The organism is Campylobacter concisus, from assembly GCF_902460895.1.
Classification (GTDB): domain Bacteria; phylum Campylobacterota; class Campylobacteria; order Campylobacterales; family Campylobacteraceae; genus Campylobacter_A; species Campylobacter_A concisus_BC.
Genome location: NZ_CABPVL010000002.1, coordinates 585,852 through 604,626 on the forward strand (window position 1 = coordinate 585,852; position 18,775 = coordinate 604,626).

The following is an 18,775-nucleotide window of genomic DNA, read 5'->3' on the forward strand; positions in this document are numbered from 1 at the left end:
ATAAGAGATTTATCTAGTATATCTTTTATTTAACACTGCCCGTGACTATACAGACGAGGAAACGCCTTGCTCCATCTCGAACCAAGAAGCTAAGCTCGTCCTGGCTGATGATACTCTCCCTTACTGGGATGTTGGAAAAGTAGGTCGTTGCGGGCTTTGTTGTTAATCTGCTTTAATTCTTATATTATTTAATCCTAGTTTTTATTAGTGTTTATTTCTGTTTAAGTATATGATATTAGTTTTTACTTTATATAATTAGTTTTTATTGATTAAATGTAGTAAGGCTTTTTATATATGTTTTTATGTTATTGGGTTTATTCGTTTTTTTAATTTTATTCTTTTCTTTTTATATCTTTTAGACTAAATTTGACTTAAGGGTTTTTCTAAAAAATAAATACATGGCTAAAGTTGAACCATAAACAAGTGTTATGATTGATTAATTTCTTATATTAAAGCTTCAATGTATATCTCTTTATAAAATTTGATATAAATTTTTTTAAAATTTTAACAATGTTTTTATTTTTTTAAAATGGGCTATGAAATTTGAGAACCCAAAGCTTAAGCTACTTGATGCAATAGATACAAGTAACGACAAGGTAGGCTTTATTAAGAAAGTCTTATTAAACAAAGACATAAGCGACGGAGTAAAAGCTAAAGCAGTAAATAGGCTAACTAAAATTAGTCAAGGTGCAAAAACTAGCTGTATATCTACTAAAAACTCAGATAACAATTAAAAGCCCTATTTTTAGGGCTTACTCTTTTTTTCAAAGCAAACAAAAAAATATTCTTTTTGCCAAAATTGGGTAGATTTGGCACAGCCACAAATGATAAATTGCCATTAAATTGCATAAAAGGAGCAAAGAAATGGCAATAACTACAACTGGGTTTCAAGCCCCAGCTACAAAACGTGAAGGCTTAAAGCCTTCAGTCTACGAAAACATAATCTTAATAGGTGCTGACTAGACGCCTATACTTAAACTAATTGGCACTTCAAGTGTTAAAGGTATAGAGCTCTCCTCTCTAACTGACAGCTTAGCTGCCTCAAAGAAAAACGCACAGCTAGAGATTTCTGACTTTGATGATCAGATCAAATCAAGTGTGCAAAAGACCTCAAATGCGGTGCAAATTTTTACTTCTAATGTTGGCGTTTCAAGAAGTATGCAAGCAGTGGCTACTTATGGCGGTAAAGAGCTAGAGCGTGAGACAGCTAAAAGAGCGAAAGAGCATAAGCTAGATATGGAGTATGCTATCTTTGGTATTGGTCGTGATGCTGACGCTAAAAAGAGTGTATTTAAAGCACCCGAGCGTTAGAACTGATGTAACAGCTGGCGAAATGGCAGGACTATTTTTATTTCTTGGCTAAAGGCGCAGGTGCGTATACTGCTAAAGATGCTAAAAGAGAAATATATAATATAATTGTTGTGAAGCTAAACGAAGATATTTTTAAAATAACAGCAAAAAATTAGAAATAAAAAGAATTTTATAATGATGCAGCAATTTCTAGCAAAATAGCAAAACTATTATTTCATGATATATAGGTTTATATATGCATTAAACTACTAGCCTACCTTTATAAAATTCTCTTGGTTTTTAAAGAATGGTTTTAGCCCCTCGTAGGCTGCTTGGATCTTTTTAAATTTAGCGTTATACTCGTTTTTTATGCTTTCGCTTTTGTTTGAGTGTCTATCTGGGTGATAAATTTTAGCAAGGGCTAGGTAGCTATCTCTTACGGTTTCGAAGCTATCGCTATTTGCGCAGCCTAAAATTTCAAAATTTTCTTCTAGTAAATTTGCTAAAGCGCTAAAGCGACTTTTAAATTTGGCCGAGTTTTGGATCTTGTAATTTCTCTTGAACTCTTTAAATTTGACTTCATTGTAGTTAAAATTTACTATAAATTTTAGATGTTCGCGTCTTGAAATGATCTCTTCTATCAAGTCAAAATCGCTTTCTTTTTTTATCTTTAGGCTAAATTTATGATTTTTCTCGTCAAATGTAGACTTATTGCCTTTAAAATTTTGCAAAATGTAGCTAGCAAAAGCTCTTGGAGTGTTATTTAGTGTAAAGATCATCTCGTCGTTAAGAAACTCAATGTCGATGTTGTAGATGTTTGTCAGAGCGTTTCTTTGCACTAGAGATAGTTTTATGGTTTTGTATTTTGCAAAGGTTACATCAAGCTCGTTGCCCTGTTTTTCGTAAAGTTTTTTTATAAATTTTAAAAAGCATTTTCGCTGTGGGATCTCGCTCTCTTCGTAAAAAGAGATGATCTTGTCTTTGTTTGCTAGTGTTTTTGTGAAATTTTTACTTATCAGTGCGCGAAGCTCGCAAAAAAGGGCGTCGCTATCGGTTAAAATGCTTAAAGATTCTAAAGTTTGGGTTATATTCATGGGTTTCTCCATTCAAAATATCCCTATTTAAAGCAACTAGCGTTCCAAAGTTAAATTTTTCTGATATTGCTATCTTTTGTATATGCCAAAAACTCATCTCTTAGCTTTTGTTCTTTGTGTAAGATCGCCTCCTCTTTTGTGTGAGAAGCGGTTTCTTTTTGGGGCTTTTTTGCCACTCCTTGCTCTTTTGTAAGCTCTTTTTTTATCTCTTTTAGACTATCAAAAAAATCGTTCATTTTTGCTCCTTTTGCTTAAAGGATTTTACTAAAAAGGTTATAAATTTAAAATGAATACAATCTCTTTTTAAGGAAAGTTTGGTTAATATCACAACTTAATTTTTCATGTGCGCTCGTAGCTCAGCTGGATAGAGCATTTGATTGCGGTTCAAAAGGTCAGAGATTCGAATTCTCTCGGGCGCACCATCCTTTTCTCCCCAAATTTTATTTTCATACCACTTTTGAGCTTAGTTAAATTTATAAAAAACTCTATTTAGATATAGCCCTTCAGCAGGTGCTGGTATGCGAGTTAGAGCAGGACGTCCATTTAGTGAAGCTTTGATGAGCTCGCTGCTGTCTTTTTGTTTTAGCGCCTTTAGTAAATTTGCAACCATGAGCCGCACCTGGCCGCGTAAAAAGCCATTTGCTTTAAAAACGATGATAGTCTGCTCTTTGTGTGTGTAGCAAAATGCTTTGTAAATTTCTCGCACTGGGCTTTTTGTATCGCTCCCAGTTTTCATATATGCGCTAAAATCATGCTCGCCGATAAAATTTCGCAAAATTTCATTTGCTTTTTTGATATCAAATTTAGGCAAAAATACCTTGTAGTTTGAGCTAAAAACATCAAATTTACCGTGATCTATCACATATCTATAAGACCTTGCGACCGCGTCAAATCTTGCTTGAAAGCTATCATCCACCAAATTTATGCGTTTTATGTGAATGCTTGGATGTGCGTGGCGGTTTATAAGATCTTTTAGGCGATTTAAATCTTTAAAGTGATCGCCGCAAACGACGCTTGAGCTTTGGTTGTTTGCATGCACGCTTTTATCGGTGCGCGAGCTAGAGATCACTCTTTCGAAAATGCCAACGTGAGCTAGGGCGCGCTCTAACTCATCCTCTACGCCGTTTTCGTGCGGCTGGGTCTGCGAGCCTTGAAATTTCGAGCCATCGTAGCTGTAGATTAGCTGAATTTTCATCAGTATCTTCGTGTGATCTTAGCTTTATAAAGTAAGACGCCAGCTAGTAAAAATACGAAAAATATGAGCGGTATCGCAAGCGCTGGCTTTGATGAAAAGAGCATTATTAGCGTAAAATAGCCAAACAAAACGCCAAAAGTGCCCACATAGACCATGCCCTTTTCATATCTATATGTGACGATGCCAAGGCTGATCGCAAAGAGCGTGCTAGCAAGCGGGAAGAGGGCCACTAGGACGTAAGTGCTAAGGTCTTTTCTGCGCTTATCGCTGCTAGCTGCATCCATCCAGTACTCTTTGATGCTGCCAACGTCGCTTATCTCCTCGCTTTGGGCGGTTCTTATCTTCATTGATTTGAAGTTACTTTGGTGATAAATTTCATCTCTTATGTCATACATTTTGCCCTCGTTTAAAGAGAGCTCCACGCTTTGATCCACGTTTATGATCTTTGCGTTTTTGGCGGTTATTAGGCGCTGTGAGTCTTTGACAAATGGGTTAAACATAACGATATCTTTGTAGGTTGTGCCATTTTTGTCTTCGCTTTCGCTGCCCACATAGACCATCCAGTCGGAGAATTTTTGTCCAAACTGGGTTGGCTTTAAATTTAGCTTAGCAACCGTCTTTTTATAGTCGATGAAATTTGCATTTAGCTGGGCGGCTATTGGTATCATGACGATGGCGACTACTAGCAAAGCAGCGCTTAAAAGGGCTGAAAAAGCTAAGAAAAATCTTGCGATCTTATTTGGCGAGCCACCAAGCGTGAAGATAACGATACTTTCATTCTCTTTTGATAGCCGAAAAAGTGTCATTGCAAGTGAGACGAAAAACGCGATAGGCACGACAAAGAGCAGCACGCGTGGGAGCATAAATGAGTAGAGTTTAAAGAGCTCGCCAAAGCTGATCTCGATATATGAAGTGATACGCGCGATCTGGATGAAAAAGACGATCGACATGATCAAAAAAAGCGTACTAAATAGCGATGCAAACGTGCCTAAAAAGTTAAACAAAAGATATTTATTTACTCTACTCATAAATGAACCTTAAAATTTCTAAAATTTGCCCGTCAAAAGCGTAGGTGACAAGCAGCCCCATGCTTAAAAACGGCACAAAGGCTAGCTCGTAGCCCTTTTTGCGAACGAGCGCATAGACTGGAAGCGTAAGAAGTGCGGCCAGATAGATCGCCACAAGGGCTACCTTGACTGGTAAAATAGCTCCGATGATCGCTGCGATAAATATGTCAGCACTGCCCATGGCTTCGCGCTTCATCGCATAGCTCACGACAAATCTAAGCGCCAAAAATATAAATCCAAAGAGGATTAAATTTAAAATTTGAGCAAAATTTCCTTTAAAGATAAAAAGCAGCAGGGCGTAGCCAAATGCAAAAAATAGCGCTGCAAAAAGGAGCGGATCTGGCACGGCTTTATATCTTATATCTATGACGCTAAGGGCTAGTAGCATGATAAAGCAAAGCCCTAAAAATAGCGTATAAAGCAAGGTTTCTATGCTCAAAATTTCGCCGCACTCTTTAAAAAAGCAGATCAGAAAAAGCAGGCCAGAAACTAGCTCAACTAGCGGATAGACAAGGCTTATCTTTTGCTTGCAAAAGGCGCATTTGCCACCTAAAAATAGCCATGAAAAAAGTGGAACGTTGTGATAAAAATTTAGCTTGTGGGAGCACTTTGGGCAGTGTGAGGCTGGGAAATTTATACTTTCACTTCGTGGCAAGCGGTATATCAGCACATTTGAAAATGACCCCACGCAGATGCCAAAAACAAAAGCAAAAACGGCAAAAAAGATGACTAGAATATCCATTATCTCACTAAACTCCGCCAAATCTTCGCTCTATATCTTTAAATTTAGCAACGATGCTTGCAAGCTCATCCTTGCCAAAGTCAGGCCACAGTGTCGGCGTGAAAAAGAGCTCCGCGTAGCTTGCCTGCCAGAGCATGAAATTTGAAAGCCTGCTCTCGCCACCAGTCCTAATGAGAAGATCCACCGGCTCACTCTCATCAAGCGCCGCATTTAGGCTCGCTTCACTTATCTGGGCACCTTCTAAATTTAGCTTTTTTATGGCTCTTATGATCTCATCTTTTGAGCCATAGTTTATCGCTAAATTTAAAAGTAAATTTGTATTTTCCCTTGTTGCGTCTTTGGTGATCTCTATCTCATTTTTTAGCTCATCGCTAAATGGCGAGATGTCGCCGATCGTGTTAAATTTGATCCCATTTTTTATAAAATCATCACGCTTTAAAAGAAGAAATTTTTTGAGTAAATTCATCAAAAAATCAACCTCTTTTTGCGGTCTTTTCCAGTTTTCGGTGCTAAATGCGTAAAGGCTTAAAATTTTTACCCCATTGTCGATGCAAAATTCGCACATATCACTCACTACATTTGCTCCGGCCTCGTGCCCATTTGTCCGCAAAAATCCACGCTTTTTCGCCCAGCGTCCGTTGCCGTCCATGATGATAGCGAGGTGGTTAAGTTTGTTCAATATCTAGCCTTTAAAGTCAATTATCTGCTCTTTTTTACTCCAAAGAGCGCTTACGTTTTGCACCACAACTGGCGTGTCAAATTCGCTCTTTAGCAAGCTTGCGACGTTGCTAAATGGAGTTGAGATCTCACACAAAATTTCATCTTTAAATTTAAAAATAAGTGGCGCAAAATTTGAAAATACTAGAAAAACTCTCATCTCATTTGCCTCTTTTTTAAGCTGGAAAATGCCGTTTGTGCCGCTATATGCAAATGGTATATGCACGACGTTTTCTTGTAGAGCAAAGAGCATTTTTGCTAGCACTCTCATCTCATCTTTTGTTTTAACTTCGCTTAAGTTTTTAAATAAATAGCTGTAAAGCCACGATAAATTCTCGTTTTTTACCAAATTTTCTATCAAATTTAGCCCGTCAGCCAAAACGTCCTCATCTAAAATTTTTGGCTTTTCGTATAAATTTTTTATGACGATGTTTTCGCCCTGACTATGCACCTCGCCCCAGTATCTAGAGCCCACATTTAGCTCTTTTACGCTTTTTGTGTTTAAATTTCTATTTGCGAAATTTAAGATGTATCTGTTAAAGCTGACCTTTTGGCTCACCAAAATGCTAAGTGGCAAGGACGAATTTATCGCTACTAGCGGAGCTTGGCTGTTGTTTGCTATCTTTTGGACGCGTGAGATTTGTTCTATCATAAATTTGCCGCTAGCTCCACGATACGCCCTGCGATCTCGTCTTTTGAGGCAAGTGGCAGTAGGGTTTCGCTGCCCCTTGTAATGAAATTTACCTCGTTTTGCTCGCTTGCAAAGCCATTTTTCTCGCCTAAAATATTTAGACAAACTGCATCAAGCGCTTTTTTCTCTAACATCGATCTAGCGCTTTTTAGAGCGCTCTCGCTTGAGATTTCAAGCTTAAAGCCGATCTTTTTACATTTAAACTCTTTTAAGCTTTGCAAAATATCGACATTTCTCTTTAGGTCTAAATTTAAGCTCTCTCCAACGTCCTCTTTTTTTATCTTGCCGTCTATCTTTGTCGGTACAAAATCGCTCACCGCAGCGCACATTACAAGTAAATTTGCACCCTCACACTCACTCTTGCAAAGCTCTAAAAGCTCGCTACTTGAGCTAAATTTAAGGCTAAGAAACGGCTCGTTTGCGGTTTCAAAACTAGCAAGCAGTTTTACCTCCGCACCTGCGTAGTAAAAGGCTCTAGCCAAGGCTCTTGCCATCTTTCCGCTTGAGAAATTTGTAATGGCTCTAACATCATCTATCTTTTCAGTTGTTGCGCCACCAGTTATCACTACTTTTTTGCCTGCGAAAAGTGGCTTGCTAAGCCTTTTAATGGCAGCTTCTACTATCACTTCAGGACTTGCAAGACCGCCCTTACCAACGTCGCCACAAGCTAGAGTTTTAAGTACTGGCTCAACCACTAAAACGCCGTTTTTCTTTAAAATTTCAAGTGAATTTTGCGTTGCAAAATGCTCGATCATATTGTTATTTGCAGCTGGGGCAACGACCAAAGGCACGTGCGAGGCGGCGATTAGCGTTTGCATAAAGACATTGTCGCAGATACCAGCTGTTAGCTTATTTATCGTATTTACCGAGGCAGGTGCTATGAGGACTAGATCCATTTTGGAGTAGGCTATGTGATTTACGCCGTCTTGCCAGTTTTGCGTTTGTGAGCTTAAAATTTTATGCTCGCTTAGCGCCTCAAAGCCGCTTATACTGCAAAATTCAAGCGCTCCGTCACTTAAAGCCACATAAACATCAGCACCTTTCTTTTTAAGCAGCGATAAAATTTCAAATGCCTTGTAAAAGGCGATACTGCCGCAAACGGCAAGTAAAATTTTCTTATTTTTTAACATCGTCTTTGCCAAAGAATTTCTCAAAAAAGCCGCTTTTATTCTCTTGACGACCTCTGCTGATAGCTAGAGCGCCGCTCTCAACGTCTTTTGTGATGGTGCTGCCAGCTGCAATGATGACGTTATCAGCGATATTTACAGGGGCGACTAGCTGCGTATCTGAGCCAACAAAGACGTTTTTGCCGATTTTGGTTTTGTATTTTGCCTTGCCGTCGTAGTTGCATGTGATCGTGCCACAACCGATGTTTGTGCCACTTTCTATCTCGCAGTCGCCAAGATAGCTTAAGTGTCCAGCTTTTACGCCGCTAAGAACGCCTTTTTTAACCTCGACGAAATTTCCTATGTGCGTGTCAGAAATTTCAGAATTTGGCCTTATGTGAGCTAGTGGGCCGATGTCTGAGTTTTTGATGACGCTGCTTTCTATCACTGATGAGCTTTTGATGATGCTCTCAGTGATGACGCACTCGCCAAGGATGCTTACGTTTTCTTCGAGCACGCACTCGCCTTCAAATTTAGCCCTGCTATCTATGAAAATGCTCTCAGGCATGCGCATCAACACGCCAGCTTTCATCAAATTTTGTTTGATCTCATCTTGCATTATTTTTTCAGCGATGCTTAGCTGAAATTTATCATTTATACCCATGAAATTTTGCTCATTTACATTTACTGCGACGCACTTTAAGCCCTTTTCATTTGCTATTTTGATGGCGTCAGTTAGGTAGTACTCTTTTTGTGCGTTTTGGTTGCTTATGAGCGGTAAAATTTGCTCTAGCGCCTCGCGTTTAAAGCAGTAGCAGCCAGCATTTACGCTTTTTATCGCAAGTTGTGCTTCGCTCGCATCTTTTTGCTCGACGATGGCCTCGACTTTGCCGTTTTTTATGATGACTCTGCCGTAGCCAAAAGGATTTGCCGCTTCAAATGAGCTCATAACCACGTCTGCTTCGGCATTTGCTAGACGCATAAGGTCAGTTGATCTAACAAGTGGCATGTCGCCGCAAGTGACAAGCACCTTTTCACCGTTTAAATTTACGCCTTTTATCGCGCCAGCAGTGCCTGGGAAATTTGCTAGATCTTGCTCGAAAATTTTAGTTTGAGGGAAAATTTCTTTTATCTTTTTGCTAATTAACTCTTTTTCGTAGTGAAGCACGACACTAACGTCATTTGTGATAGCATAAGCTTGCTTTAAGATGTGAATGATCATTGGCTCGCCGCATAGCTCAAATAGGACTTTTGGGTGTTTTGATTTCATCCTGGTGCCAAGACCAGCAGCTAGGATTATGATTGAAGTATTATTGTTCATTTTTAAGCCTTTTAACGTTAAAAATTTCGCAGATTGTAGCAAAAAATGGCAAACATTTTTTTTAATTTAACGATTGTTTCAACAAAAAGCTAATAAAATAGCAATTCTTAAGAATTTATAAATAAAGCGAGTTTAAATGGATTTAGGAACCGTCGTCGGCTGGGTTTTGACCCTGGTGCTTTTGTTTGGATCAATGGCGATAGGCGTTGGTATAGGACCATACATCGATATCCCTTCTGTGATGATCGTTTTTGGTGGTACTATCGGCGTTATGATGGTTGGCTTCAAGATGGAGACGCTTAAAGGTGTTGGTAAATTTTATGGTGTTGCTGTTAAGCCATCAGTTGTTGTAAATTTACCTGAGACTATAAAAAAAGTAGTTGATTACTCAACCAAAGCTAGGCGAGATGGCATCTTAGCACTTGAGAGCGAAGTAAATAATGAATCAAATCAGTTTTTAAAAAAAGGCCTTTCAATGGCGGTCGATGGCAATGAGCCAGATGCGATCAGAGCGCTTTTGGAGATCGATATTGATCAAACCAGCACAAGGCATGCAAATAACATCAAAATTTTCGAGCAAGTAGGTGGTTTTGCTGGTGCGATGGGTATGATCGGTACGCTGATCGGCCTTGTTGCGATGCTTCTTAACATGTCAGATCCTAGTGCGATCGGTCCATCTATGGCGGTTGCTTTGCTTACGACACTTTATGGTGCGATGATAGGTAACATCATCGGCTCACCTGTTGCAAATATCCTCTCGATCCGCGATGCTGATGAGGCACTTGAGAAGCAAGTCATTTTAGAGGGTATCATGGCGATACAAGCAGGGGATAACCCAAGAACGCTTGAAGCTAAGCTTTTAGCATTTTTACCTCCAAAAGATAGAAAAAGTCAGTTTGAATAATGGGTAAATTAATAAAACCAGAAGAGTGCCCAAAGTGTATGCCTGAGTGGCTGGCTGCCTTTGGTGACCTTATGTCGCTTCTACTTTGCTTCTTCGTTTTGCTCCTTTCTATGGCGACAATGGATGCTAAAAAGATGGAGGCTGCTGTTGGCTCACTAGCTGGTGCGCTAAGCGTACTAGAGGGTGGCGCAAGACCAGATAGTCAGGTAGAAAAAGAGACAGACCCTGAAAGCAGACGCACTCCAAAGCCAAAAGCTCAAAAAGGCGCTCAAAATGAGGTCACTTCGACTGTTAAAAAGATAAATGAGCTACTAACGGCTAGCGGGGCACCTGAGATCACGATGGAGGAGAGCGAGGATGGCTTTATCGTGAGACTTCCAGCTGCGATGCTCTTTGACAAAGATAGTGCTGAAATTTCTGGCGAGGATGCGAAGCTCTTTTTAAAGCGAATAGGCATGATCATAGCCAAAATGCCAAATGAGGTAAAAACAGATATCATCGGATATACTGATAATACAAATCCAAGCAAAGACTCTATATACAAAAACAACTGGCAGCTCTCTACCGCAAGGGCGCTAAGCGTGCTTGAAGAGCTAGTTAGCGATGGCGTGCCACAAGAGAGGCTTATCACTTCTGGCAGAGCCTCTTTTGATCCGATCGCTAGCAACAGCACAGAGGAGGGCAGAGCTAAAAACAATAGAGTAGAAATTCACTTCGTCTCGCTCGAGCCAAAAAATAAAGAGGCTACTAAGAAAAGTATCCTTGATACGAGGAATTAGTCGTGAAAGCACTGCTTAGTTTAGCGGTTTTGTTTTGTGTAGTTTTTGGCGCTGATCCTGCGCTGCCAACTATAAATTTAAGCCTAAATTCACCGCAAAATGCCGAGCAGCTTGTAAATTCACTAAATGTTTTACTAATCCTCACCGCACTAGCACTCGCTCCTTCGCTCATCTTTATGATGACGAGCTTTTTGCGCCTTGTCATTGTATTTTCATTTTTACGTCAAGCGATGGGCACGCAGCAAGTGCCACCTTCAACGGTGCTTATCTCGCTTGCGATGGTGCTTACATTTTTCATCATGGAGCCAGTTGGACAAAGAAGCTACGATGAGGGCATAAAGCCTTATATAGCCGAGCAGATAGGCTATGAGGAGATGCTTGATAAGAGCTTAAAGCCCTTTAAAGAATTTATGGTCAAAAACACTAGAGAGAAGGATCTTGCGCTATTTTTTAGGATAAGAAATTTGCAAAATCCAGCAAATATCGAGGATATCCCGCTAAGCATTGCGATGTCAGCCTTTATGATAAGTGAGCTAAAGACATCTTTTGAGATAGCATTTTTGCTCTATCTGCCATTTTTAGTTATCGACATGGTCGTAAGCTCCGTTTTGATGGCGATGGGTATGATGATGCTGCCTCCTGTCATGATCTCGCTGCCATTTAAACTACTCATTTTCGTGCTAGTTGATGGCTGGAATTTACTAATAGGAAATTTAGTAAAGAGTTTTCACTGATGAAAAAAATTTTATTAGCACTTTTACCTTTGGCGCTATTTGGATCAAATTTAAGCGAGATAGCAAACAAGGCCACTCAAAACGAAATTTCAAAGATCAAAGAGCTTGAGCTAAAAAGAGCAAATTTAAGTGATGAAGCGACATCAAGCGCTTATTTGCCAAGCCTTAGCCTAGAGGGCTCATACGGCAAAAACGCAAGCACCTTCCCAAGCATAGTCGCCAAAGAGTCAGCTGGCGTGCTAGCAAGGATCGATTTTTTACTATATGATGGTGGAGCTAGAGAGGCTAGGCTAAAGATGAGCCAGCTTTTAAAAAATAAAGCCGCTATCGCAAGTGATGAAGCCAAAAACTACCTTGCTTTTAAGGCTGTAAATTTATACTTTAACGCCTGCGCACTTGAAAATATAATAGCAGCCAAAAACGCTCAGGCAAATTTCTTAAAAGGCGTTTTAGACAAGCTTGAAAAGGCAAATAAAGCAGGACTTGCCCCAAAAGACGAGCTAGAAAATGTGCGGGCAAAATACCACCTAGCAAACAGCACGCAGCTTGAATATAAAAATAAAATGGAGCAAATTTTAAATGAGATAAATTTGCTAACAGGCGAGCAAATCGCACCTATGAGCGGGGCAAAAATGGCTGAGATTGGCTCAAATTTAGCTTCAAAAAATGCCGAGCTTGACAGACTAAATCAAGATATATCTTTAAGTGAGGCTAAGCTTAGCGAGACAAGAGCTGGCTTTTTGCCTCAAATCATGCTTTATGACACCTATGGATTTTACAAAAATAACTACGACATCGACCTTGGCAAGTATAGTGCTTATCGCCCATATCTTGATAAATATCTAAAAGAGGACACACACGGCAATAAATTTGGCGTTAGCTTTAGGTGGAAAATTTTTGACTTTTTTGCCACTAGCAAGATGAGCCAAGCTAGCAAGATCGCGCTTGATGAGGCGAGGCTAAATTTAGAGTATAAAAAGCGTGAAAATGAGACTAAACTTAAAAATTTACAAAACGAGATCGCAACTCTTAGCTCAAAGATCACCTCGCTAAATGAGTATGTAAAGGCGAGTGATCTAGCACTTAGAGCGAGCTTTGAGAAGTATAACTCTGGACTTTTAGGGTATAGTGACCTACTTGAAGCACTTTCTCAGAAATTTGACGCCATTAGCCTTTTTGAAGGGGCAAAAGATGAGCTAGAGATCAAAAAAGCGGAGTATTTTTTTGAGAGTGGCGAGAGCATTTTAGAGAGGATTAGGGATTGAAAAAGCTGATAATTTTAATGATATTTTGCATCTTTTCATTTGCAGCAGAGGAGATTTTTGCTGATTTTGAAGTCTATGCTAAGCAAAGCTCAAAGCTTGCATTTGAGAGTAGCGGCAAGGTGGATAAAATTTTTGTAGATGTCTCAAGCCACGTTAAAAAGGGCGACGCTTTAGCTAGTCTTGATCAAACGAGCCTTGAGATCGCTCTAAAAAAGGCAAAAAACGACCTAGCGCTTGCCAAAAATGCCAAAGAATTTGCTAAAAGCACCTTTAATAAATTTAGCCAAGTAAAGGACGTCACTTCAAAGCAAGAATTTGATGAAGTAAAGTATAAATTTGACGAGGCAGCTCTAAGAGTTCAAGCGGCTGAGATCGCTATTTTAAACGCAGATGATCATCTTAAAAAGGCCATTTTAAAAGCTCCTTTTGATGGCGTCATAGCTAGTAAAAATGTCGAGCTTGGCGAGAGTGCTTCGCCGCTTCAGCCAGCCTTTGTTCTAAACTCTGAGGAGGCTAAAATTTTAATAGCGATTGACGAAAAATACGCAAATTTAGTAAAAGTTGGCGACATATTTAAATTTAAGCTTGACGCGACAAGCGAGGAAAAAGAGGTTAAAATCGCGCTAATTTACCCAGAGATTAAGCGAGAGACTAGGAAATTTTACGCCGAGGCTTATGACAGCGGGCTAAAGCCAGGCATATTTGGTCAAGGAAAAGTGATAATCGGCGAAAATAAATGATAAAAACAGCCATAAACCGCCCCATAACTACGCTTATGATATTTTTAAGCCTCGTTGTCTTTGGCATCTACTCGCTAAAGACGATGAATGTAAATTTATACCCGCAAGTAAATATCCCAATAGTAAAGATCACGACCTACGCAAACGGCGATATGAACTATATAAAAACTAAGATCACGCAAAAGATCGAGGACGAGGTCTCAAGCATCGAGGGGATAAAAAAGCTTTACTCAACTAGCTTTGACAACCTAAGCGTGGTAAGCATTGAATTTGAGCTAAACAAAGACCTAGAGAGCGCTACAAACGACGTCCGCGACAAGATGCAAAAGGCGAGACTTGGCGCAAACTACGAGATAGAAAAGCTAAATGGCCTTTCTTCAGCCGTCTTTAGCCTCTTTATCACAAGGCTTGATGGCAACGAAACTAGGCTCATGCAAGAGATCGATGACGTGGCAAAGCCATTTTTAGAGCGCATAAGCGGCGTTTCAAAGGTTAAGACAAACGGCTTTTTAGAGCCAGCGGTTAAAATTTTACTAGATAGATTTAAGCTTGATAAAAACGCCCTTAGTGCAAATGAAGTGGCAAATTTGATAAAGGTTGAAAATTTAAAAGCACCGCTTGGCAAGATAGAAAATGAGCAGATCCAAATGGCGATCAAGTCAAATTTTAGCGCCAAAAGCATAGATGAGATAAGAAATTTAACGATCAAGCAAGGGGTCTTTTTAAAAGATATCGCAAGTGTTGATCTTGCTTACAAAGACGCAAACGAAGCAGCGATAATGGATAAAAAAAGTGGCGTCTTGCTGGGTCTTGAGCTAGCTCCAGACGCAAACGCTCTAACCGTGATCGCTCTAGCTAAGTCAAAACTAGATCAGTTTAAAAGCCTGCTTGGTAACGAATACGACGTAAAAATAGCCTATGATAAGAGCGAAGTGATACAAAAGCACATCGATCAAACCGCCTTTGATATGATCCTTGGCGTCTTGCTAACCATCGTGATCGTCTATCTGTTTTTAAGAAATTTCTCGATCACCATTATCTCGGTCGTGGCGATCCCAACGAGTATCGTGGCGACATTTTTCATCATAAATGCCCTTGGATACGACATAAACCGCCTAAGTCTTATCGCACTTACGCTTGGTATTGGAATTTTTATCGATGATGCGATAGTCGTCACTGAAAACATCGCAAGCCGGCTAAAAGATGAGCCAAATGCCCTAAAGGCAAGCTTTGCAGGCATAAAAGAGATAGCATTTAGCGTCTTTGCGATCTCACTCGTGCTGCTTTGCGTCTTTGTGCCAATAGCCTTTATGAGTGGCATCGTTGGCAAATACTTTAACTCATTTGCGATGAGCGTAGCAGCTGGCATCGTCATCTCGTTTTTTGTGAGTATATTTCTTGTGCCAACGCTTAGCGCTAGGTTTGTAAATGCTAAGGAGGGCAAATTTTATATAAAGAGTGAGCCATTTTTTGAGGCACTTGAAAATGGCTATGAGAAGCTTTTAACTTTAGCGCTTAAATTTAAACTCATATTTTTAGCTATAACGCTTGTGGTCGTTGTTTGCTCGTTTGGACTGGCTAAATTTGTAGGTGGCGACTTCATGCCAAGCGAGGATAACTCGGAGTTTAACATCTACTTTAAGCTTGATCCCTCACTTAGCCTGCAAGCTAGCAAAGAGAGGCTAAAAGATAAAATTTCACTCATAAACGCCGATCCTCAGGTCGCTTACGCCTACTTCATCCTTGGCTACACAGACGCCAAGCAGCCTTATCTTGTAAAAGCTTACGTTAGGCTAAAGGAGCTAAAAGATAGAGCTAATCACGAGCGGCAAAACGCCATCATGCAGAGGTTTCGCGACAAGCTAAAAAGTGACGATATGAGCGTCATTGTAGCTGATCTTCCGGTGGTTGAAGGTGGCGATGTGCAGCCAGTTAAGCTTACTATCACCTCTGAAAATGGCAAAGAGTTAGAGAAATTTGTGCCAAAGATCAGCAAGATGCTAAAAGAGATAAATGACGCAACGGACGTAAATTCGCCCGAAGAAGATCTGCTAAAGCGCGTGCAAATTTCTATCGATGAAGATAAGGCAAAAAGGCTAAATTTAGACAAAGCCAGCGTTGCAAGCGCCGTTTATAGCGCATTTAGCCAGAACGAGGTCTCTGTTTTTGAAAACGAAAATGGCAAAGAGTATGAGCTTTACATGCGCCTTGATGATAAATTTAGAAGCGATACAAATGATATCTTAAAGACCAAGATAAGAAGCAACGAGGGCTTTTTCGTGACACTTGGCGATGTGGCGACGATTAGTTTTGAGCAAAAGCCAGCTAGTATTTCAAGGTTTAATAGAGCCGATGAGATCAAATTTCTAGCAAATACTAAAAATAACGCTCCGCTAAATAGCGTGGCAAACGAAATTTCAAAGAAGCTTGATGAAATTTTGCCTGCAAATTTTAAGTATAAATTTCTTGGTTTTGTCGAGCTGATGGACGATACAAACGCTTCGTTTATCTTTACAGTAAGTGCGAGCGCAGTGCTTATTTACATGGTGCTAGCTGCACTTTATGAGAGCTTTTTGCTGCCATTTCTCATCATGCTAGCCATGCCGCTTGCCTTTTGTGGCGTGGTGATCGGACTTTTTATAAGCGGCAATCCATTTAGCCTTTTTGTCATGGTTGGCGTCATCTTGCTCTTTGGTATGGTCGGTAAAAACGCCATTTTGGTGGTTGATTTTGCAAACCACTTTGCAAATAGCGGCATGGAGGCGAACGAAGCTGTGAAAATGGCTGCTAAGAAGCGTCTAAGGGCTGTTTTGATGACCACTTTTGCGATGATATTTGCCATGCTGCCTCTTGCTCTTAGCAGGGGTGCTGGCTATGAGGCCAACTCACCTATGGCTATAAGCATCATCTTTGGGCTCATTAGCTCGACTTTACTAAGCTTGCTTGTCGTGCCAGTGCTTTTTGCATGGGTCTATAATCTTGATAAATTTATAAGAAAATTTTATGAAAGGGAGAGAATTTGAAGAAGATTTTGGCTGTTTTGCTCTTTGCTTTGCCTCTTTGGGCTGGAAATTTACTAGAGATCATCGCTCTTGCGCAAAGTGCGAAGCTTGAGAGTTTGAAAGAATTTAATAAAAATGAATATATAAATAAAAATAAGAGCAACAAGCTAAATTTATCCCTTGATGGCAGATATACCTTTGTGCCTGACGAGCTAAAGGGCGGATATATGACAAAGGCTGGATCGATCACGGCAAAGGTCGAGTATCTCATCTTTGATGGTGGTGCGAGCGAGGCTTCGGATAAGATTTTAGACCACAAGGGTGTTGCAAAAATTTACAAAGATGAAGAGCTGATGAATTTAACCGCTTTTCAGGTCGCAAAGGTCTATTTTAACGCCGTTGCGCTAAATTCGCTGATAAATTTAGAGACAAAATTTGTTGATAGCTTTGCCAAGGCTGCAGCTGAAAATGAGTTTTGGTTTGAATATGGCGAGATAGATAAGAGCGAATTTGATGCGATAAATTTCACCTTAAATAAAAAAAGAGCCGAACTAGACGAACTTGGGCTTAAGCTAGCTGAGCTAAACTCAAGGATAAATTTGCTCTCAAACGGCGAGATCGGCTTTAATGCTGGCTCAAAGATAGTGATGCCTGATTTTAGCAAGGATGATCTAAGCGCTAAGCTTGGGGCTATGGAGCAAGAAAAATATATAAAAGAGCAAGAAAATGAGAAGCAAAAGAGTAAATTTGCTCCAAAAATTTACTTAAAAGATACGCAAAGTGTGAATAATAACAGCTTTAAAAAAGGCGAGAGGACGACTTCGCAGATGGTTGATGCGTATGCTGATGCAAACAAGCCTAGAGTGGAGTTTGAGTGGAAGCTGCCAGATAGCCTAAGCCTTAGCAAGCAAAGCCAAACTAAGCGCATAGAAGAGCAAAAGGCCGCACTTGATCTAAGCGACGAAGAAAACAGGATAATAGCTAGGCTAAAGGATCTAAGAGGCGTGATAGAGGGCCTAAGCGCTAGGCTAAATTTAGACTCGCTAAAGCAAGATAGCCTTGATAGCGACTTTAATGACCTGTTAAATGGCTATCTTAGCGGCAAGGTAAAATTTGAGCAGTTTTTGTTTGTGAGTGAGAAAAATTTTAGCGACAGAGCAAATTTCATCCTAAATGGCGATTTGCTCGAGCTAAACAAGCTTGAATACTTTTTTGAATGCGCAAGAAATATAAATGAGGTGGTGATAGAATGAATAAACTGATCTTTGTGACCATTTTGTGGGCGTTTAGCTTTAGTTTGATAGGCGAGTTTTTGGCTGGCAAGGTCGATAGCTATCTGGCTGTTTTTGTGCGTGTGACGCTTGCAAGCCTAGTTTTTTTGCCATTTACGAAATTTCGAGGCGTTAGTCCAAAGCTAGCCCTTGGCATAATGGGCATAGGAGCGGTGCAGATAGGGCTAATGTATCTTTGCTACTACAACTCGTTTTTGTATCTAAGCGTGCCTGAAGTCGCGCTTTTTACCATTTTTACGCCGTTTTATGTGACACTGATCTACGATGCGTTTAGCTTTAAATTTAGACCGCTTTATCTCTTTAGCGTTGGTGTTGCGGTCTTTGGCGCGCTTATTATCAAGTATGGTGCGATAAACGAAGGGGCGATAAAGGGCTTTTTGCTGGTGCAAGGGGCAAACATCTGCTTTGGAGCAGGGCAGAGTGCATATAAAGCGCTTTTGGAGAGATATGACGTGGATCAAAAAAAGGTCTTTGGCTACTTTCACTTTGGAGCGTTTTTTGTGGCAGTGATCGCACTCATAACCCTTGGCAATCCAGCTAAATTTCACGTTGATCTAACCCAAACTTTGGTGCTTTTGTGGCTTGGAGCTGTTGCTAGCGGGCTGGGATATTTTATGTGGAACAAAGGTGCTTGCGAGGTCGATAGCGGCGTGCTTGCCATCATGAACAACGCCCTCATACCAGCTGCTATCATCGTAAATTTAGTCTTTTGGCAAAAGGACACTAATCTAACAAGGCTCATTTTGGGCGCTGTGATAATGTATGTCTCGCTATTAATTCACAATAGAGTGATGAAATTTTACGGCGTAAAGGCCGCGTGAGGTTAAATTTAGGGT

The 18,775-nt window shown here is 40.2% G+C and carries 19 protein-coding genes, 1 tRNA gene and 1 rRNA gene; 12 read left to right on the forward strand and 9 right to left on the reverse strand.

The genetic code is table 11. The features are described from left to right. The first annotated feature begins 37 nt into the window (after positions 1-37). From rrf to F3G98_RS04135, 3 genes are all read left to right on the forward strand, one after another. Positions 38-156, forward strand: a 5S ribosomal RNA gene (gene rrf / locus F3G98_RS04125). Between the two features lie 380 nt (positions 157-536). Beyond that, positions 537-734 carry a hypothetical protein gene (locus tag F3G98_RS04130; protein WP_103608789.1) on the forward strand — a complete coding sequence of 66 codons (198 nt, stop codon included), beginning with the start codon at positions 537-539 and terminating at the stop codon, positions 732-734. Between the two features lie 235 nt (positions 735-969). Then, positions 970-1,311: an SU10 major capsid protein gene (locus F3G98_RS04135; RefSeq protein ID WP_188116972.1), complete on the forward strand. Its 342-nt coding sequence runs from the start codon at positions 970-972 to the stop codon at positions 1,309-1,311. A gap of 248 nt (positions 1,312-1,559) precedes the next feature. Here the strand turns inward: F3G98_RS04135 and F3G98_RS04140 are convergent, their stop codons facing one another. Together F3G98_RS04140 and F3G98_RS04145 are read right to left on the reverse strand one after the other, a co-directional pair. Further along, on the reverse strand, positions 1,560-2,384 hold the full coding sequence (locus tag F3G98_RS04140; protein ID WP_103608790.1) for an adenylosuccinate lyase: 825 nt from the start codon (positions 2,382-2,384) through the stop codon (positions 1,560-1,562). Positions 2,385-2,434: 50 nt separating this feature from the next. Next, the gene (locus F3G98_RS04145) at positions 2,435-2,620 is read right to left on the reverse strand and encodes a hypothetical protein (RefSeq protein WP_002942965.1); all 186 of its coding nucleotides are present in this window, start codon (positions 2,618-2,620) and stop codon (positions 2,435-2,437) included. 109 nt (positions 2,621-2,729) lie between these two features. Between F3G98_RS04145 and F3G98_RS04150 the strand changes: the two genes are divergently transcribed. Further along, positions 2,730-2,806: transfer RNA gene (locus tag F3G98_RS04150), tRNA-Arg, on the forward strand. A 41-nt stretch (positions 2,807-2,847) separates the two neighbouring features. On the opposite strand, the gene truA is transcribed toward F3G98_RS04150, so the two are convergent. From truA to glmU, 7 genes are read right to left on the reverse strand one after another with little or no spacing between them, the layout of a single operon-like run. Then, positions 2,848-3,579 (reverse strand): tRNA pseudouridine(38-40) synthase TruA, encoded by a 732-nt coding sequence (gene truA / locus F3G98_RS04155; protein WP_149725775.1) that lies wholly within the window; start codon positions 3,577-3,579, stop codon positions 2,848-2,850. Further along, the gene (locus F3G98_RS04160; RefSeq protein WP_149725776.1) at positions 3,579-4,607 is read right to left on the reverse strand and encodes an LptF/LptG family permease; all 1,029 of its coding nucleotides are present in this window, start codon (positions 4,605-4,607) and stop codon (positions 3,579-3,581) included. The genes truA and F3G98_RS04160 overlap by 1 nt, the downstream gene beginning before the upstream one ends. Next, entirely contained in the window at positions 4,600-5,388 is a 789-nt protein-coding gene (locus F3G98_RS04165) for a prepilin peptidase (RefSeq protein ID WP_103608860.1), read from the reverse strand. The genes F3G98_RS04160 and F3G98_RS04165 overlap by 8 nt, the downstream gene beginning before the upstream one ends. A gap of 7 nt (positions 5,389-5,395) precedes the next feature. Further along, positions 5,396-6,067 (reverse strand): polyprenyl diphosphate synthase, encoded by a 672-nt coding sequence (uppS, locus tag F3G98_RS04170; protein ID WP_103608793.1) that lies wholly within the window; start codon positions 6,065-6,067, stop codon positions 5,396-5,398. 3 nt (positions 6,068-6,070) lie between these two features. Further along, the gene (locus tag F3G98_RS04175) at positions 6,071-6,757 is read right to left on the reverse strand and encodes a hypothetical protein (RefSeq protein ID WP_103608794.1); all 687 of its coding nucleotides are present in this window, start codon (positions 6,755-6,757) and stop codon (positions 6,071-6,073) included. Beyond that, positions 6,754-7,926 carry a bifunctional phosphopantothenoylcysteine decarboxylase/phosphopantothenate--cysteine ligase CoaBC gene (gene coaBC, locus F3G98_RS04180; RefSeq protein ID WP_103608795.1) on the reverse strand — a complete coding sequence of 391 codons (1,173 nt, stop codon included), beginning with the start codon at positions 7,924-7,926 and terminating at the stop codon, positions 6,754-6,756. Before coaBC ends, F3G98_RS04175 begins: the two co-directional genes overlap by 4 nt. Further along, entirely contained in the window at positions 7,913-9,223 is a 1,311-nt protein-coding gene (gene glmU / locus F3G98_RS04185) for a bifunctional UDP-N-acetylglucosamine diphosphorylase/glucosamine-1-phosphate N-acetyltransferase GlmU (RefSeq protein ID WP_103608796.1), read from the reverse strand. The genes coaBC and glmU overlap by 14 nt, the downstream gene beginning before the upstream one ends. Positions 9,224-9,359: 136 nt before the next feature. Here glmU and F3G98_RS04190 point away from each other — a divergent pair, with 136 nt between their 5' ends. Genes F3G98_RS04190 through F3G98_RS04225 form a run of 8 tightly spaced genes read left to right on the forward strand, consistent with a single transcriptional unit; the run spans position 9,360 to position 18,760 of the window. Beyond that, positions 9,360-10,127, forward strand: a complete 768-nt coding sequence (locus tag F3G98_RS04190) for a motility protein A (protein WP_004318159.1) — start codon at positions 9,360-9,362, stop codon at positions 10,125-10,127. After that, complete coding sequence (locus tag F3G98_RS04195; RefSeq protein ID WP_009293623.1) at positions 10,127-10,906, forward strand: flagellar motor protein MotB; 780 nt, start codon at positions 10,127-10,129, stop codon at positions 10,904-10,906. Before F3G98_RS04190 ends, F3G98_RS04195 begins: the two co-directional genes overlap by 1 nt. Before the next feature lie 11 nt (positions 10,907-10,917). Further along, positions 10,918-11,640 carry a flagellar type III secretion system pore protein FliP gene (gene fliP, locus F3G98_RS04200; RefSeq protein ID WP_196779718.1) on the forward strand — a complete coding sequence of 241 codons (723 nt, stop codon included), beginning with the start codon at positions 10,918-10,920 and terminating at the stop codon, positions 11,638-11,640. Further along, positions 11,640-12,905: a TolC family protein gene (locus tag F3G98_RS04205; RefSeq protein WP_149725777.1), complete on the forward strand. Its 1,266-nt coding sequence runs from the start codon at positions 11,640-11,642 to the stop codon at positions 12,903-12,905. Before fliP ends, F3G98_RS04205 begins: the two co-directional genes overlap by 1 nt. After that, complete coding sequence (locus F3G98_RS04210; RefSeq protein ID WP_149725778.1) at positions 12,902-13,645, forward strand: efflux RND transporter periplasmic adaptor subunit; 744 nt, start codon at positions 12,902-12,904, stop codon at positions 13,643-13,645. Before F3G98_RS04205 ends, F3G98_RS04210 begins: the two co-directional genes overlap by 4 nt. After that, positions 13,642-16,668 (forward strand): efflux RND transporter permease subunit, encoded by a 3,027-nt coding sequence (locus F3G98_RS04215; protein ID WP_149725779.1) that lies wholly within the window; start codon positions 13,642-13,644, stop codon positions 16,666-16,668. The genes F3G98_RS04210 and F3G98_RS04215 overlap by 4 nt, the downstream gene beginning before the upstream one ends. Next, on the forward strand, positions 16,665-17,900 hold the full coding sequence (locus F3G98_RS04220) for a TolC family protein (protein ID WP_103608800.1): 1,236 nt from the start codon (positions 16,665-16,667) through the stop codon (positions 17,898-17,900). The genes F3G98_RS04215 and F3G98_RS04220 overlap by 4 nt, the downstream gene beginning before the upstream one ends. Then, entirely contained in the window at positions 17,897-18,760 is an 864-nt protein-coding gene (locus F3G98_RS04225; RefSeq protein ID WP_103608801.1) for an EamA family transporter, read from the forward strand. The genes F3G98_RS04220 and F3G98_RS04225 overlap by 4 nt, the downstream gene beginning before the upstream one ends. Positions 18,761-18,775 lie beyond the last annotated feature (15 nt).

Coding starts and splice junctions, on each gene's coding strand:
- F3G98_RS04130 (WP_103608789.1), top strand. CDS start 537: ATGAAATTTGAGAACCCAAAGCTTAAGCTACTTGATGCAATAGATACA.
- F3G98_RS04140 (WP_103608790.1), bottom strand. CDS start 2,384: ATGAATATAACCCAAACTTTAGAATCTTTAAGCATTTTAACCGATAGC.
- F3G98_RS04145 (WP_002942965.1), bottom strand. CDS start 2,620: ATGAACGATTTTTTTGATAGTCTAAAAGAGATAAAAAAAGAGCTTACA.
- truA (WP_149725775.1), bottom strand. CDS start 3,579: ATGAAAATTCAGCTAATCTACAGCTACGATGGCTCGAAATTTCAAGGC.
- F3G98_RS04160 (WP_149725776.1), bottom strand. CDS start 4,607: ATGAGTAGAGTAAATAAATATCTTTTGTTTAACTTTTTAGGCACGTTT.
- F3G98_RS04165 (WP_103608860.1), bottom strand. CDS start 5,388: ATGGATATTCTAGTCATCTTTTTTGCCGTTTTTGCTTTTGTTTTTGGC.
- F3G98_RS04175 (WP_103608794.1), bottom strand. CDS start 6,757: ATGATAGAACAAATCTCACGCGTCCAAAAGATAGCAAACAACAGCCAA.
- coaBC (WP_103608795.1), bottom strand. CDS start 7,926: ATGTTAAAAAATAAGAAAATTTTACTTGCCGTTTGCGGCAGTATCGCC.
- glmU (WP_103608796.1), bottom strand. CDS start 9,223: ATGAACAATAATACTTCAATCATAATCCTAGCTGCTGGTCTTGGCACC.
- F3G98_RS04190 (WP_004318159.1), top strand. CDS start 9,360: ATGGATTTAGGAACCGTCGTCGGCTGGGTTTTGACCCTGGTGCTTTTG.
- F3G98_RS04195 (WP_009293623.1), top strand. CDS start 10,127: ATGGGTAAATTAATAAAACCAGAAGAGTGCCCAAAGTGTATGCCTGAG.
- F3G98_RS04205 (WP_149725777.1), top strand. CDS start 11,640: ATGAAAAAAATTTTATTAGCACTTTTACCTTTGGCGCTATTTGGATCA.
- F3G98_RS04215 (WP_149725779.1), top strand. CDS start 13,642: ATGATAAAAACAGCCATAAACCGCCCCATAACTACGCTTATGATATTT.
- F3G98_RS04225 (WP_103608801.1), top strand. CDS start 17,897: ATGAATAAACTGATCTTTGTGACCATTTTGTGGGCGTTTAGCTTTAGT.